The sequence below is a fragment of the Kribbella alba genome (genome assembly GCF_039529635.1).
Taxonomy (GTDB): Bacteria; Actinomycetota; Actinomycetes; order Propionibacteriales; family Kribbellaceae; genus Kribbella; species Kribbella alba.
Map to the genome: position 1 here is coordinate 187,457 of NZ_BAAANE010000003.1, position 14,386 is coordinate 201,842.

Annotated in this window: 14 protein-coding genes; 8 read left to right on the forward strand and 6 right to left on the reverse strand. The window is 68.5% G+C overall.

The window, feature by feature from the left end:
- Nucleotides 1-8: 8 nt before the first annotated feature.
- Entirely contained in the window at nt 9-494 is a 486-nt protein-coding gene (locus tag ABD210_RS05225) for a GNAT family N-acetyltransferase (RefSeq protein ID WP_344109359.1), read from the forward strand.
- 149 nt (nt 495-643) lie between these two features.
- On the opposite strand, the gene ABD210_RS05230 is transcribed toward ABD210_RS05225, so the two are convergent.
- Together ABD210_RS05230 and ABD210_RS05235 are read right to left on the reverse strand one after the other, a co-directional pair.
- The gene (locus ABD210_RS05230; RefSeq protein WP_112239219.1) at nt 644-847 is read right to left on the reverse strand and encodes a cold-shock protein; all 204 of its coding nucleotides are present in this window, start codon (nt 845-847) and stop codon (nt 644-646) included.
- Nucleotides 848-1,091: 244 nt separating this feature from the next.
- On the reverse strand, nt 1,092-2,570 hold the full coding sequence (locus tag ABD210_RS05235) for an MFS transporter (RefSeq protein WP_344109364.1): 1,479 nt from the start codon (nt 2,568-2,570) through the stop codon (nt 1,092-1,094).
- A 50-nt stretch (nt 2,571-2,620) separates the two neighbouring features.
- Between ABD210_RS05235 and ABD210_RS05240 the strand changes: the two genes are divergently transcribed.
- Nucleotides 2,621-3,070, forward strand: coding sequence for a MarR family winged helix-turn-helix transcriptional regulator (locus ABD210_RS05240; RefSeq protein WP_344109366.1), 450 nt, complete (start codon nt 2,621-2,623; stop codon nt 3,068-3,070).
- Nucleotides 3,071-3,158: 88 nt separating this feature from the next.
- Nucleotides 3,159-4,688, forward strand: coding sequence for an FAD/NAD(P)-binding protein (locus tag ABD210_RS05245; RefSeq protein WP_344109368.1), 1,530 nt, complete (start codon nt 3,159-3,161; stop codon nt 4,686-4,688).
- A 10-nt stretch (nt 4,689-4,698) separates the two neighbouring features.
- Here the strand turns inward: ABD210_RS05245 and ABD210_RS05250 are convergent, their stop codons facing one another.
- Nucleotides 4,699-4,872 carry a hypothetical protein gene (locus tag ABD210_RS05250; RefSeq protein ID WP_344109370.1) on the reverse strand — a complete coding sequence of 58 codons (174 nt, stop codon included), beginning with the start codon at nt 4,870-4,872 and terminating at the stop codon, nt 4,699-4,701.
- 178 nt (nt 4,873-5,050) lie between these two features.
- Here ABD210_RS05250 and ABD210_RS05255 point away from each other — a divergent pair, with 178 nt between their 5' ends.
- The 3 genes from ABD210_RS05255 to ABD210_RS05265 are packed head-to-tail and all read left to right on the forward strand — an operon-like array spanning nt 5,051 to nt 8,681.
- On the forward strand, nt 5,051-5,860 hold the full coding sequence (locus ABD210_RS05255) for a hydroxypyruvate isomerase family protein (RefSeq protein ID WP_344109372.1): 810 nt from the start codon (nt 5,051-5,053) through the stop codon (nt 5,858-5,860).
- 13 nt (nt 5,861-5,873) lie between these two features.
- Nucleotides 5,874-7,649 carry a glyoxylate carboligase gene (gcl, locus tag ABD210_RS05260; RefSeq protein WP_344109374.1) on the forward strand — a complete coding sequence of 592 codons (1,776 nt, stop codon included), beginning with the start codon at nt 5,874-5,876 and terminating at the stop codon, nt 7,647-7,649.
- A 12-nt stretch (nt 7,650-7,661) separates the two neighbouring features.
- On the forward strand, nt 7,662-8,681 hold the full coding sequence (locus ABD210_RS05265) for a 2-dehydropantoate 2-reductase (protein WP_344109376.1): 1,020 nt from the start codon (nt 7,662-7,664) through the stop codon (nt 8,679-8,681).
- A gap of 583 nt (nt 8,682-9,264) precedes the next feature.
- Here ABD210_RS05265 and ABD210_RS05270 read toward each other — a convergent pair.
- From ABD210_RS05270 to sucC, 3 genes are read right to left on the reverse strand one after another with little or no spacing between them, the layout of a single operon-like run.
- Nucleotides 9,265-10,170: a 2-hydroxy-3-oxopropionate reductase gene (locus ABD210_RS05270; RefSeq protein WP_344109378.1), complete on the reverse strand. Its 906-nt coding sequence runs from the start codon at nt 10,168-10,170 to the stop codon at nt 9,265-9,267.
- Between the two features lie 13 nt (nt 10,171-10,183).
- Complete coding sequence (gene sucD, locus ABD210_RS05275; protein WP_344109380.1) at nt 10,184-11,074, reverse strand: succinate--CoA ligase subunit alpha; 891 nt, start codon at nt 11,072-11,074, stop codon at nt 10,184-10,186.
- A 13-nt stretch (nt 11,075-11,087) separates the two neighbouring features.
- Nucleotides 11,088-12,242: an ADP-forming succinate--CoA ligase subunit beta gene (sucC, locus tag ABD210_RS05280; protein ID WP_344109382.1), complete on the reverse strand. Its 1,155-nt coding sequence runs from the start codon at nt 12,240-12,242 to the stop codon at nt 11,088-11,090.
- 145 nt (nt 12,243-12,387) lie between these two features.
- On the opposite strand from sucC, the gene ABD210_RS05285 reads away from it, so the two are divergent.
- Nucleotides 12,388-13,779, forward strand: a complete 1,392-nt coding sequence (locus ABD210_RS05285) for an OFA family MFS transporter (RefSeq protein ID WP_344109384.1) — start codon at nt 12,388-12,390, stop codon at nt 13,777-13,779.
- Complete coding sequence (locus ABD210_RS05290) at nt 13,776-14,384, forward strand: hypothetical protein (protein WP_344109386.1); 609 nt, start codon at nt 13,776-13,778, stop codon at nt 14,382-14,384. The genes ABD210_RS05285 and ABD210_RS05290 overlap by 4 nt, the downstream gene beginning before the upstream one ends.
- Nucleotides 14,385-14,386: the final 2 nt, after the last annotated feature.

The window sequence follows — 14,386 nt, forward strand, 5'->3', positions numbered from 1 at the left end:
GTTTGCGGATGATCGCCAGCAGATTCGACACCGAGCGGCTCGCGCTGCTCCCGTTGCGAGTCGAGTACGCCGAGGAGATGGCGAAGGTGCTCGCGACTCCAGAGCTCTACACCTTCACCGGGGATGCGCCACCGACCGCCGAAGAACTCGCGGGTCGCTATGAACGTCAGTTGGCCGGGCCCGCCAGGCAGGACGAGTACTGGCTCAACTGGGTGATCAGCTCGCTGCAGGACGCCGCACTCGTCGGGTATGTCCAGGCGACGGTGTCCGGCTCCGAAGCAGAGATCGCCTGGGTCGTCGGTACTACGTGGCAAGGCAGGGGCTACGCCAAGGAAGCCGCGATCGGCCTGGTGAACTGGCTCCGCGCCCAAGGCGTCGAGCGGATCATCGCGCACGTCCATCCCGACCACACCGCCTCCGCCGCAGTCGCCACGGCCGCCGGCCTCAGCCGCACCGACCACCTCGACGACGGCGAGCACCTCTGGCAACTCTGAACCCTTGCGTCCGAAGAACCGTGGGGCGGGACCCCCACCCCTTCGGACGCAAGACCCTGAAGACAGCAAGGGGCTACAGACAAGCAGGCCCGGCCGAGAACGGCCGGGCCTGCTTGGTGGTTCTTTGGATCAGTTTGGTGCGGGGTCGATCAGACCGGGCGGACGTTCTCCGCCTGCGGGCCCTTCGGGCCCTGGGTCAGGTCGAACTCGACCTTCTGGTTCTCATCCAGCGAACGGTAGCCGTCCGTCGTGATCGCCGAGTAGTGCACGAACACGTCGGCGCCGCCGCCGTCCTGGGCGATGAAGCCGAAGCCCTTTTCGCTGTTGAACCACTTCACTGTTCCGTTGGCCATGATCTGCTCCTTTGTGGGGCGAGTTGATGGGCGCGGCGGGTGCCGATCCCAGGCTGCCGAACGAGCCCTCCCACATCGGACCAAGGCCCGGAAATGAGAAAACGCCCTGCGGATCACATACTCCGCGGGCGTCTCAAAACGAACGTGGAACTGCAAAACTGCAACCGACGAAAACGGTAGCACATAGATCCGGTCGGTAACGGATCCACGGCGCCGCGGCACCTGATCAGGCAGAACTTCGCGGTTACCAGGAGCCGCGGTGGTCGGGGACGAGGAAGGTGAAGGGCACGATCAACAGGAGCCCCGCGGCGAAGACGACGAAGGTGTGGGCCTGGGAGGAGCCGGCGTTGGCGCTGTGAGCCAGCAGCGTGGTGGTGACGGACACCGCGATGATGCCGCCGGACTGCCGGAACATCCCCCGCAACCCGGCGATGGCGGAGATCTGGTCCGGCGCCAACTGCAGGCTCGCGTTGTTGGAGGCCGGGATGGACAACCCCATGCCGACACCCGTGACTCCGGCCGCGGCTGCCAGCCAGGCGTACGGCGTCATCCCGTGCGGGGCGAGGGACATGATCGTCATGCCGCCCGCGATCATCAGGAACCCGCCGATCATGGGAGCGCGAATACCGGTACGCCGGAGCGCGAACACGGCGAGGCTGGCTACGCAGATCATCCCGACGGCCCTTGCCGTGAGCAACGTCCCTGCCTCCAGCGGCTGGATGCCGTACCGCGATTCGGCGTACAGCGGGACGAGTGCGCCGAACCCGAGCACGGCAGCGCCGTACATCAGGTTGATCGCGTTCATCACGCCGAAGCCGCGGCCGCGCAGCAGCATGATCGGGATGAACGGGTTGGCCGCCCGGCTCGCGTGCCGGACGAACAGGAAGCCGAAGGTCAGTGCGAGCACCTCGCTCCCGATGAACAGCGGATCGCCCGGCCCGGCGCCGCTACCGCCGAGCGCACTGATCCCGAACATCCCGCAGAGCATGGTCAGCGCGAGTAACCCCGCGCCGAGGGCGTCGACGCGCGAGGCGGCCTTGGGTGCGCTGTGCGGGATGAATCGGGCAGCGAGCGCGATCAGCAGGATTCCCGCCGGCACGTTGACCAGGAAGATCTCCCGCCAGGACCAGTAGGTGACGATCACACCGCCGACGATCGGGCCGAGGATGCCCCCGATCGGGAAGATGCTGGTGAACATCCCGACCGCGCGGTCCCGGTCGCGGCCGAACTGCTCGGCCACGATCCCGGTCGCCGTCGGCATGAACGCGCCGCCGCCGATCGCCTGGAAAGCGCGGAAGATCACCAGCAGGTAGATGCTGTCGGCGAGGCTGCAGGCCAGCGAGGCGATGGTGAACAGGACCGCCGCGCCGAGGAAGATCCGCTTCCGGCCGAACTGGTCGCCCAGGCGCCCGGCCAGCGGCATCACGATGATCTGGCCGAGCGCGTAGATGGTGATCGTCCAGCCGCTCCAGTTCAGCTCCGCGTGCAGGTCGCCACGGATGGCGTTGAGCGCGGTGGCCACTATGGTCTGATCGATCGAGGCCATCAGCAGCGCGATGGAGACGATGCCGAAGACGATCCGGCGGTGGGCCTGCGGCTCATCCCCGGGTGGTGCTTCGACGGCGACGTTTCCGGTGGTCAGGCCGGCGGAAACGTCTTCGGTGGGTACGTCGACGAGAGCGTCGGTCGCGTCGCTGCGCTGAGGTGAACCTGATCGTTCCATTGATTCTCAGAGTACGTTGCTTGCCAGCAGGCAATAAAGGGGATGTTCACATGACAGACACCGAGACGTTGAGCAAGCTCCGCGGCGTGGTCCTCAAGCTCGCGCGCGAGCTCAACGCCACGGCGACCGGTGAGGGGCTGACGCCGACCCAGGCCTCGGTGCTGGGCCTGATCGCGTTCCGCGGTCCGCTGGGCCTGACCGACCTGGCTCAGCTCGAGGGGCTCAACCCGACCATGCTGTCCCGGGTGGTGGGCAGGTTGACCGAGCTCGGACTGATCCAGCGCGACCCGAATCCGGATGATCTCCGCGCGATCCGGGTCGAGGCGACGGATTCGGGCCGCCTGCTGCACGAGCGGGTGAAACTGCTCCGCAGCGAGGCGATCGGCCAGTGCCTGGACGAACTCCCGGCTGAGTCGGTCCGCTCGATCGTCGACGCGCTGCCGGCCCTCGAAGAACTCGCCCTGGCGCTGCGCCGCTCGACCTCCACGACCGGCGCATGACGCTGGCGATCGCGCCCACGATCGACTACCTTCAGACTAGTAAGTCGATTGGTTAACTAGGGTTTTATGCCTGCGGGGGGCGGATCGAATGACCGAGGGCAAGGCCGACTGTACGGTCGCCGTGATCGGCGCGGGTGCCGCCGGCGCGCTGACCGCCGCGAGACTGCTGGATGCCACCGACCGGGCCCTGCGGGTGGTCCTGATCGATCCGGACCGGGCGACAGCACGGGGGGTCGCCTACTCGACACCGGACGGTCGGCACCTGCTCAACGTCCCCGCGGCGGGGATGAGCGCCCTCCCGGACGAGGCGGACGACTTCGTCAACTGGCTGCACGAGCACGTCGACGCAAATATCAAGTCCTCCACCTTCGTCGCCCGCGCTCGCTACGGCGACTACCTTGCCGACCACCTCGCCGCCAGCGCCCGGCGTTCCTCTGCCCGCTTGGTCCGCCGGCATGACCGCGTCGTGGCTGTCGACCACACCACCGGCCGCCAGGTCGTTCTTCGATTCGACTCGGGTGAGACGCTCGCGGCGGACGCCGCGGTTCTGGCCACCGGTACTTCGCCTGGCGTCGCCTGGGCACCTCCCGGCCTGCTCACCTCCGACCGGTTCGTCCGCGACCCATGGGTGCCGGGCGTGCTGGACGGACTGCCTGACACAGATGTCCTGCTGGTCGGCACGGGTCTCACGATGGTTGACGTGGTGCTCGCCGCGGATAGGCCGAGCCGGCCCTTGCATGCGGTGTCGCGCCACGGCGTAGTACCGGCTGTGCATCGCTCGGAGAAGACGCCGCCGGTGCCGGCGCCCGCGGAGCTGGCCGAGGCAGACAGTCTGGATTCCCTGCGCTCGACGCTGCGGCGGCACGTTGCCCAGACGGTACGGCGTACTGGTGACTGGCGGGCCGCGATCGACGGGCTGCGACCGATCACTGCGCAGGTGTGGAAGCGGTTGTCCGACAGCGACAAGCAGGAGTTCCTCCGCAACGACGCGCGGGCGTGGGACGCGCATCGCCACCGCATGGCACCCGTGACCGCGGAGCGACTGGCCGCCGTACGCGAGTCCGGGCGGCTCTGCCAGCACACCGGCGAGGTGGTAGCTGCCGAGGACACGGGCGATGCCATCCGGGTCCTGCTCAGCGACGGCACAGCCATGACAGTGGGTGCTGTGGTCAACTGCACCGGACCTGTCGGGGATGCGAGCGCCGACCCACTGCTGGCGTCCTTGCTCGCGTGCGGCCTGGCTCGTGCTGGGTCGGCAGGCCTAGGGCTGGACACCGCGGACGATGGGCGGATTCTCGGAGCCACGGGACGTCTGGCGCCGCTGTGGACGCTGGGCGCGCTCCGACGCGGCAGCCTCTGGGAATCGACCGCCATGCCGGAGATCCGGACTCAAGCTGCGGACGTCGCCACCGGGGTAGCGGCGTACCTCTCTCGCCCAGCGGTTCGGGCGCACTCCTCCCGGCTCGCGGCTCCGCACGAACTGATGATCGGCGACCGCGGAGACGACGCAGCCACCTTGCTGGACAAGCGACTGACCCGCCGTCCGTCGCCCCTCGACGTACGCCGTCGCAACGCGCTCGCCACGCACCCCGGCATCGCGGTGGACCACACCGCCTAAGGATGTTCAGCTAGCAGCCAGCCGTCACCCCGGCGTACGTCGTACTGGTCGGGAGTCCCGGACCACGTCTGCTGGCAGCCGGACCGACCGGATGTGCCAACTCCCTGGCCCGCGTGGACTTTCCCGCACCGGGCGACCCGCCGATCCAGATCACCGGCAGCCGGGGCGCGTCGGCTCGAGTCATCGCAACATCCTTCCACGGATGCCTTCCGGGCCTCGTTGAGTCGGCGAGCGCTTACCGCGACCGACGAAAGGAGCCGCCTATCAAGAGATCGGAAATGTGAGCTATGTCATGCCTTGACCGGATTCAGGCGTCAGCCTACTGTATGCGGTATACCGAGCCCCTCCGGAAGGCGGGACCCATGGAGAGTGCGCCCAAGCTGGCTGTGAACTGCTCGATCCTGTTCACCGAGCTGCCCTTACTGCAAAGACCGAGTGCCGCCCGATCCGCCGGTTTCGAGGCGGTGGAGTTCTGGTGGCCGTTCGACTCCGCCCTGCCCGGCGACGCCGAGGTCGACGCGTTCGAACGCGCGATCCGCGACGCCGGCGTCCAGCTGGTCGGACTGAACTTCGCGGCCGGGGACATGCCCGGCGGCGACCGCGGCCTGGTGTCCTGGCCGCAACGATCGCTGGAGTTCCGCGACAACATCGCGGTGACGCTGGGGATCGGCGAACGGCTGGGATGCCTTGCTTTCAACGCGTTGTACGGCAACCGCGTCGAGGGCGTCTGGCCCGAAGCCCAGGATCAGCTGGGCGCCGAGAACCTGGCACTGGCCGCCACCGCGGCCGGTTCCATCGGCGGCACCGTGCTGGTCGAACCAGTGAGCGGAGCGGACAGGTATCCGCTGCTCACCGCGGCCGACGCGGTGAACGTGATCGACCGGGTGGTCCGCGAGTCCGGGGTGACCAGCCTCGGCCTGCTGGCGGATCTCTACCACCTGACCGTCAACGGGGACGACGTGAGCCGGGCGATCGCGACCTACGCGGACCGCATCGCGCACGTGCAGATCGCCGACGCACCGGGCCGCAACGAGCCCGGCACCGGAAAGATCCCGATCGACCAGTACTTCGAGGAGTTGCGGGCGGTCGGCTACGACGGCTGGATCGGGCTGGAGTACAAGCCCAGCGCCGCAACGACCGAGAGCTTCGACTGGATCCACCGCACCGATTGAGAAGGAGCCAGGCATGCCACGAATGACTGCCGCCCGCGCGGCGGTGGAGATCCTCCGTCGCGAGGGCATCACCAACCTGTTCGGCCTCCCCGGTGCGGCCATCAACCCGTTCTACAACGCGGTCCGCGCGCAGGGTGAGCTCAAGCACGTGCTCGCCCGCCACGTCGAGGGCGCCTCCCACATGGCGGAGGGCTACACCCGGGCGAAGGCCGGGAACATCGGCGTCTGCGTCGGCACGTCGGGACCGGCCGGCACCGACATGATCACCGGCCTGTACTCCGCCTCGGCGGACTCCATCCCGATCCTGTGCATCACCGGCCAGGCGCCGGTGGCGAAGTTGCACAAGGAGGACTTCCAGGCCGTCGACATCACCTCGATCGCCGAACCGGTGACCAAGTGGGCTGTCACCGTGCTCGAGGCAGCGCAAGTGCCGGGGGCGTTCCAGAAGGCGTTCCAGCTGATGCGCACCGGTCGTCCCGGACCAGTGCTGATCGACCTGCCGATCGACGTCCAGCTGACGGAGATCGACTTCGACCCCGAGCTGTACGCGCCGCTGCCGGTGGCGACTCCGCGGATGAGCGTCGCCCAGGCCGAGAAGGTGCTGCAGCTGCTGGGCGAGGCCGAACGCCCGTTGATCGTGGCCGGCGGCGGCATCGTGAACGCCGATGCGGCCGAGCTGCTGGTGGAGTTCGCCGAGCTGAACGGCGTGCCCGTCGTACCGACCCTGATGGGTTGGGGGACGATTCCGGACGACCACCGGCTGATGGCCGGCATGGTCGGCCTGCAGACCTCGCACCGCTATGGCAACGAAACCCTGCTGGCGTCGGACCTGGTGATCGGCATCGGCAACCGCTGGGCGAACCGGCACACCGGTGGCCTCGACACCTACCGGGCGGGCCGCAAGTTCGTCCACGTCGATATCGAGCCGACCCAGATCGGCCGGGTGTTCGCGCCTGATCTCGGCGTCGTGTCGGACGCGAAGGCCGCGCTCGAAGTCCTGGTTCATGTGACCCGCGAGCACGCCCAGCAAGGACCTTTGCCTGACCGCTCGGAATGGTCGGCGGCTTGTCGCGAACGCAAGCGCACGCTGCAACGGCGTACGGACTTCGACAACGTCCCGGTGAAGCCGCAACGGGTGTACCAGGAGATGAACAATGCCTTCGGACCGGACACCCGCTATGTCTCCACGATCGGGCTGTCGCAGATCCAGGCCGCCCAGATGCTGCACGTCTACCGTCCGCGGCACTGGATCAACGCCGGCCAGGCCGGTCCGCTCGGCTGGACCGGTCCGGCTGCGCTCGGCGTCGCGGTCGCTGATCCCGAGGCGACCGTCGTGGCACTGTCGGGCGACTACGACTTCCAGTTCCTGATCGAGGAACTCGCGGTCGGCGCCCAGTTCAACATCCCCTACATCCACGTCGTGGTGAACAACGCCTATCTCGGTCTGATCCGGCAGGCGCAGCGCAACTTCGACATGGACTACTGCGTCCAGCTCGCGTTCGACAACATCAACACCCCGGAGCTGAACGGGTACGGCGTCGACCATGCGAAGGTGGCGGAAGGCCTTGGCTGCAAGGCGTTGCGGGTGTTCGAGCCCGACGGCATCCTGCCCGCGCTGGAACAGGCGAAGAAGATGATGGTCGAGCACCGGGTGCCGATCATGGTCGAGGTGATCCTCGAGCGCATCACCAACGTCTCGATGGGGACCGAGATCGACAACGTGATCGAGTTCGAGGAGCTGGACGAGGTCCGGCACCCGATCCCGACCGCTTCCGGCCTGCGGGATTAGGAGGGATTCGCGATGAGAGTTGCTGTTCTCGGTGCCGGCGCGATCGGTGCCTACGTCGGCGCGGCCCTGCACCGCGGCGGGACCGAGGTCCATCTGGTTGCCCGCGGCCCCCATCTGCAGGCGATCCGGAAGAACGGCGTCCAGGTCTACAGCCCGCGGGGCGACTGGCTGGCGCGCACTCCGGCGACGGACGACCCGGCTGAGATCGGTCCGGTGGACTACGTCTTCCTCGGGCTGAAGGCCAACTCCTATGCCTCCTGTGGTCCGCTGATCGAACCGCTGCTGCACGAGAAGACCGCCGTGGTCGCCGCGCAGAACGGCATCCCCTGGTGGTACTTCCACGGGCTGTCGGGTCCGTACGAAGGCCGTCGGATCGAGTCGGTGGACCCGGGTGGTGAGGTGACCCGCGTCCTGTCACTCGAGCGAGCCGTCGGCTGTGTCGTGTACTGCTCGACCGAGCTGGAAGGCCCCGGGGTGGTCAGACACCTCGAAGGCACCCGGTTCTCGATCGGGGAGCCCGGCGGCGGCAAGAGCGACCGGTGCCTCGAATTCAGCGAGGCGATGATCGCCGGCGGCCTGAAGTGCCCGGTCGAGGAGGACATCCGCGAGGACATCTGGATCAAGCTGCTCGGGAACGCGGCGTTCAACCCGATCAGCGCGCTGGCGCGGGCCACGATGGTGGAGATCGCCACGCACTCGGGCACGCGGGCGATGATCCGGCTGATGATGGAGGAGACCCTCGAGATCGCGGCGGCCGTCGGCTGCCGGCCGGAGATCTCCGTGGACAAGCGGATCGACGGGGCCGAGCGGGTCGGCGACCACAAGACGTCGATGCTGCAGGATCTCGAGAAGGACAAGCCGCTGGAGCTGGACGTGATCCTCGCGGCGGTGGTCGAGCTAGCGGACCTGACCGCGACGAAGGCTCCCACCTTGCGGGCCGTGCACGCTGTCGCTGACCTGCTGTCGATGAAGGTGGGGACCGGGCCGTCGTTGGCCCACGCGCCTACCGCCGTGGTGACGCCCGGCGCCTGAAAGCCAGGTGAGCCCGGAGCTGCGCGCCTCGCCCCAGCGCGCCTCCGGGCCCACCTGTTCCAACAAGTCGGCCCGCTTCCGCCATTCCGTGGCTGACCACCGGCCCTCCGTACTGCGGCTGCAGGCGCGGCCGATCCCCGAGACAAGGCCGGCTCCCGCTCCGGGTAGCCGCGATGCCGTGGCTCCGGCCGGCGCTGCGGGGCTTACCCCGTCGAAGCGTGGGTTGCCCCCTCAAATGCTGGGTTGCCCCCGCAGATGGTGGGTTGCGCCCTCAAGTGGTGGGTTACCCCGTCAGCTGGGGGGTGCCCCTCAACTGACGGGTTACCCCTCAACTGGTGGGTTGCGCCCTCAAATGGTGGGTTGCCCTCAAATGGCGGGTTGCCGCGGCAAATGGTGGGTTGCCCCAGCAGAATACGGAGGGGCAACCCACCAGATCGGTGGGTAACCCCTCCGCAAGAAGGGTCCTGCCGGAAGCCGTAGGAGCCGCCGTCGGGCGCGAGTCGGCGGGAGACCTCAGCCCCCGCGTACCGGCGTACTGGGGCGGGGCCACCGGCGGCGTGTCAGGTATCGGCCAGGGGCTGGCTCAGGCTGAGCGGCCGGAGAGTTGCTCGATGACGGTGAGCAGGGCGGAATGGTCGTCGGAGCCGTGGCCGGTGGCGCGGGCGGCCGCGACCAGCTGGGCAACGACGCCGGTGACGGGGAGCGAGACGCCCGCGGCGCGGGCTGAGGCCAGGGCGATGCCCATGTCCTTGTGGTGCAGGTCGATCCGGAAGCCCGGCTCGAACCGGCGGGCGAGCATCGATTCGGACTTGAGGTCCAGGATGCGGTTGCCGGCCAGGCCGCCCGCGAGCACCTCGAGCGCGCGCTCACCGTCGACGCCGGAGGCCTCGAGCAGCACGATGGCCTCGCTGACTAGGGCGATGATGCCCGCGACCATCAGCTGGTTGGCTGCCTTGACCGTCTGGCCCGCGCCATGGCCGCCGACGTGCACGATCGTCCGGCCGAGGTGCTCGAAGACGGGCTGAGCCGCCGCGAAGTCCTCCGCCGAGCCGCCCACCATGATGGACAGCGATGCCTTGATGGCCCCTTGCTCGCCACCGCTGACGGGCGCGTCGAGCACGCGCACGCCCTTCTCCGTGCCTGCCGTCGCCACTGCGATGGAGGTCTCGGGCGCGATCGAGCTCATGTCGACCAGCAGTACCCCCGGCGCTGCGGACTCCAGTACTCCGCCCGGCCCGAGCACGACCTCCGAGACCTGCGGCGAGTCCGGCAACATGGTGATGACGACCTCGGCGCCGGCGACCGCCTCGGCGATGCTCGGCGCGGGTTTGCCGCCGGCCTGGAGGAGCCTGTCGACGGACGCGGGCACGACGTCGTACCCGGTCACGTCGTAGCCGGCCCGGATCAGGTTGGCGGCCATGTGCGAGCCCATGATGCCGAGCCCGATGAAACCGATCTTCTTCACAGCTCCCGGTGGTGAGGTGTTCACGGTCATCCCCTTCTCAGTGGACGAGGAGTTGTTCGAGGGCGTCACGCATCAGCTGCGCGGCCTCGCTGGGCGTCTTACCGACCTTGACGCCCACGGCTTCGAGGGCGTCCTGCTTGGCGGCGGCCGTGCCGGAGGAGCCGGAGACGATGGCGCCGGCGTGGCCCATCGTCTTGCCCTCGGGCGCGGTGAAACCGGCGACGTAACCGACGACCGGCTTGGTGACGTGGTCCTTGATGAAGGCCGCGGCCCGCTCCTCGGCGTCGCCGCCGATCTCGCCGATCATCACGATCGCGTCCGTGTCCGGGTCGTCCTGGAACGCCTGCAGGGCATCGATGTGCGTCGTCCCGATGATCGGGTCGCCGCCGATGCCGATCGCGGTGGTGAAGCCGTACTCGCGCAGTTCGTACATCATCTGGTAGGTCAGCGTGCCCGACTTCGACACCAGGCCGATCCGGCCTGCCCCGGCGATGTCGGCAGGAATGATGCCCGCGTTCGCGCGGCCGGGGCTGATCAGGCCGGGGGAGTTAGGCCCGATGATCCGGGTCCCCGCGGCCTGCGCGTGCGCGAAGAACGCGGCCGTGTCGTGCACCGGCACGCCCTCGGTGATCACCACGACCAGGGGGATCCCGGCGTCGATCGCCTCGAGCACCGCGCCCTTGGTGAACTTCGGCGGCACGAAGACGACCGACACATCGGCGCCGGTGGACTTCACCGCGTCGGCACACGAGCCGTAGACCGGGATCGACCGCTTGGCGAAGTCGACCGACTGGCCGCCCTTGCCCGGCGTCACGCCGCCGACGATATTGGTGCCTGCGGCAAGCATCCGGGTGGTGTGCTTCTGTCCCTCGGACCCGGTCATGCCCTGCACGACGACCCTGCTGTTCTCGGTCAGGAAGATTGCCATATCCGTTGCCTCCTCAGGCCTGCGCGGCCAGCTCGGCGGCGCGGTCAGCGGCGCCGTCCATGGTGTCGACCACCGTCACCAGCGGGTGGTTCGCCTTCGCGAGGATCCGGCGGCCCTCGTCCACGTTGTTGCCGTCCAGCCGGACGACGAGCGGCTTGTTCGCCTTGTCGCCGAGCAGTTCGAGTGCCTGCACGATCCCGTTCGAGACCGCGTCGCAGGCGGTGATGCCGCCGAACACGTTCACGAACACGCTGCGAACCTGCTCGTCGCCCAGGATGATGCTCAGCCCGTTCGCCATCACCTCGGCGGACGCGCCGCCGCCGATGTCGAGGAAGTTCGCCGGCTTGACCCCGCCGTGCTTCTCACCGGCGTACGCGACCACGTCGAGGGTGGACATGACCAGGCCGGCGCCGTTGCCGATGATGCCGACGGACCCGTCGAGCTTGACGTAGTTCAGGCCCTTCTCGTGGGCCGCGGCCTCGAGCGGGTCGGCGGCGGCCTTGTCGTCGAACGCCGCGTGGTCGGGATGCCGGTACGCCGCGTTCTCGTCCAGGGTGACCTTGCCGTCGAGCGCCTCCAGTGAGCCGTCCGCCAGCCTGACCAGGGGGTTCACCTCCACCAGCGAGGCGTCCTCCGCGATGAACACGTCCCACAGTGCCTGTACTACGGAGGCCGCCTCGGCCGGAAAACCCGCCGCTGCGACGATCTCGGCCGCCTTCGCCTCGTCGACACCGGTGGCCGGGTCGATCGAGACCTTGGCGATCGCGTCCGGGTTGGTGTGCGCGACCTCCTCGATCTCGACCCCGCCCTCGGTGCTCGCGATGCACAGATAGTTGCGGTTGGCCCGGTCGACCAGGAAGGAGAAGTAGTACTCCGCCGCGATGTCGGCGGCGGGTGCGAGCAGCACGCGGCGGACCGTGTGCCCCTTGATGTCCATGCCGAGGATGTCGCGGGCACGGTCGGTGGCCTCGGCCGGGTTCGCGGCCAGCTTCACGCCGCCCGCCTTCCCACGGCCGCCGGCCTTCACCTGGGCCTTGACCACCACCCGGCCGCCCAGCGCCTCGGCGGCCGCTGCCGCGTCGGACGCATCCTCGACCACCCGTCCCAGGGTGACCGGCACCTGGTGCCGGGCGAAGAGCTCTTTGGCTTGGTACTCCATCAGATCCACGGACAGTCCTCCTCGGGCCAGCGCTGAGCAATTGTGACGACTGTATGCTGTATGCACAATCGTTCACAAGGCCTCACCTCTGGACAACCCATGGCACAGAGGAGTACCAACGTTCCATACGGTATGCAGTAGTCAGGAGGCGACGATGAACGACGCGAACCCAAGCACGCCTCCAAGAGACGTGCGTGATGTGTACGGCAGGCAGTATCGGATCGGCGAGGACCCCCAGGAGCTCACCGGCCACTCGAGGCGCTGGCAGCTCTGGGCCGCGTGGGCTTGCATGGTCGCGATCAGCCCGCTGCAGTACTCCTTCGGTTCCGCCGCTCTCGGCCTGGAGTCGAGCCGCGGCTGGGGGGCCGCACAGACGATGTGGCTGCTCGCTCTGTTCGTGGCTTGTCAGGCGTTGGTGGCGATCCCGGCCGCCTGGGCCCAACGAGTACGGCGGGCCACGCCGACCCAACTCGTAGTACTGGGCGGTGTCCTCGCGGCGGTCGGTCTCACGACGCTGGCGCACTCGACCAGTTATGCCGCGGTCGTCTTCGGCTACGCACTGGTCGGGGGAACCGGAGCAGGCCTCGTGTACGCCGCCTGCATCACCACCGCGGCAAGGTGGTTCCCGGACAAGAGGGTCGCGACGATCGGCTTCGTCACTGGCGGGTTCGCGGTCGGAGCTGTGCCGAGCATCGCGTTGCTCAGCATCTTCGAGTCGGCCGCCGGCCAGCGGCTCGCGTTCGACCTGACCGCGGTGGTCGCTCTGCTGATCGTGATGACCGCGGGCGGCGTACTCAAGGATCCGCCGCGGCACTGGTGGCCCGCGGCTATCGACGCGCAGGCTTGGGCCGTGGATCGCAAGCTGAACCGGAGTGTCGGTCACAACCTCCCCGCGGTCCGCCACTACCGCCCGGCCGAAGCGATGCGTACCGGCGCCCTGCCGCTGATGTGGCTGACGTTGGCCCTCAGTACTGCGCTGTCGCTGTTCGGGATCGCGTTCGTCGTCAGCTACGCGATCGAGGCGGAACTCGGTGCGGCGGTGGCGGGGTTCGCCGCCGGATTGCTTGCCGCTGTGAACGGTCTCGGCAGGTCGTTCGCCGGGCACCTGTCCGACCGGTTCGGGCGGCGCAGGGTGCTCGCGGCGGTGTTGATGATCGAGGGGTTCACCCACGTCGGACTCGTGCTGGCGGGCGAGTCCGGTGTGGGCTGGGCGTTCGTCGCCTGCGCGATGTTCGCCGGCCTGGGCGGTGGCGCCTTCTACGCGATCATGGCCAACCTGGTGCTGGAGTTCTTCGGCGAGAACAGCCTGCTGCAGAACCAGGCGATCCTCTACAGCGCGAAGGCCGCAGGTGGTCTGCTCGGCATTGGTGTGACGGCCAGCCTGGTCGGGACGGTCGGCTACCGGCCGCTCTTCCTTGGTGCAGGTCTGCTCGGACTGGTGACGGCGCTGATCGTGCGTTTCCTCAAGCAACCGGGCTACCCGGCTCTACCGGTTCGACCTCAGTTGGGGACGCCGGTAGCGGGCTCTGTGCGGCCGGGCGAGTGAGCCGGGTGGAAGCCGGGGCCACGCTCAGCGGTCCCGGCAACCAGTTCGCGGACCTCCCAGGGAAGGCGCACTACGCCCGAGCGGAACGCCCCGAACCTTGCGTGCTGGAGCTCGTCTCCAAGCTCGCCAGGGAACCGTGGACGGACCATCCGAGCTGCGTACACCCCACGCTCGGCTCGATTGCCCGCGCCGTCCATGACTACAGCAGCCGAGCGGGCCGTCGGGCCCTTCTCCCGCTGGCGCCTTCCTTCCTGGGGACGGCGCAGCCCGGCTTCGACGTCTCGGCACGGCTGGTCGCCCTCTGTGTCTCCACCGCACTCACCAGTCCGGGCGAGATCAGCAGGGATGAGCGCAGCCGCCTCGGCCGCGCTCAGCAGACAGCGGGGTACCTCCTGGCCTCACGCCCGGCTGATCAGCAACCGGGCGGGATCGCCCGCTGGTGGCTCCCCGTGTTCGACCGGCTAAGGATCAGTGAGCCGGTATACCGGAACTTCGTGGCGACGGAACACGCCGCAGAGGCCGTCGCTGTCACCGCCCGAGCCTCGGACGGCGACAGCGACATACGGCTCAGGCAGTTGCTCAAGCAGTGCCTAGCAACTGTTTGAAA

What these genes read in the sequence shown, in the direction of transcription:
- ABD210_RS05225 (WP_344109359.1), top strand. Translation starts at nt 9, where the DNA reads ATGATCGCCAGCAGATTCGACACCGAGCGGCTCGCGCTGCTCCCGTTG.
- ABD210_RS05230 (WP_112239219.1), bottom strand. Translation starts at nt 847, where the DNA reads ATGGCCAACGGAACAGTGAAGTGGTTCAACAGCGAAAAGGGCTTCGGC.
- ABD210_RS05235 (WP_344109364.1), bottom strand. Translation starts at nt 2,570, where the DNA reads ATGGAACGATCAGGTTCACCTCAGCGCAGCGACGCGACCGACGCTCTC.
- ABD210_RS05240 (WP_344109366.1), top strand. Translation starts at nt 2,621, where the DNA reads ATGACAGACACCGAGACGTTGAGCAAGCTCCGCGGCGTGGTCCTCAAG.
- ABD210_RS05245 (WP_344109368.1), top strand. Translation starts at nt 3,159, where the DNA reads ATGACCGAGGGCAAGGCCGACTGTACGGTCGCCGTGATCGGCGCGGGT.
- ABD210_RS05250 (WP_344109370.1), bottom strand. Translation starts at nt 4,872, where the DNA reads ATGACTCGAGCCGACGCGCCCCGGCTGCCGGTGATCTGGATCGGCGGG.
- ABD210_RS05255 (WP_344109372.1), top strand. Translation starts at nt 5,051, where the DNA reads ATGGAGAGTGCGCCCAAGCTGGCTGTGAACTGCTCGATCCTGTTCACC.
- gcl (WP_344109374.1), top strand. Translation starts at nt 5,874, where the DNA reads ATGCCACGAATGACTGCCGCCCGCGCGGCGGTGGAGATCCTCCGTCGC.
- ABD210_RS05265 (WP_344109376.1), top strand. Translation starts at nt 7,662, where the DNA reads ATGAGAGTTGCTGTTCTCGGTGCCGGCGCGATCGGTGCCTACGTCGGC.
- sucD (WP_344109380.1), bottom strand. Translation starts at nt 11,074, where the DNA reads ATGGCAATCTTCCTGACCGAGAACAGCAGGGTCGTCGTGCAGGGCATG.
- ABD210_RS05285 (WP_344109384.1), top strand. Translation starts at nt 12,388, where the DNA reads ATGAACGACGCGAACCCAAGCACGCCTCCAAGAGACGTGCGTGATGTG.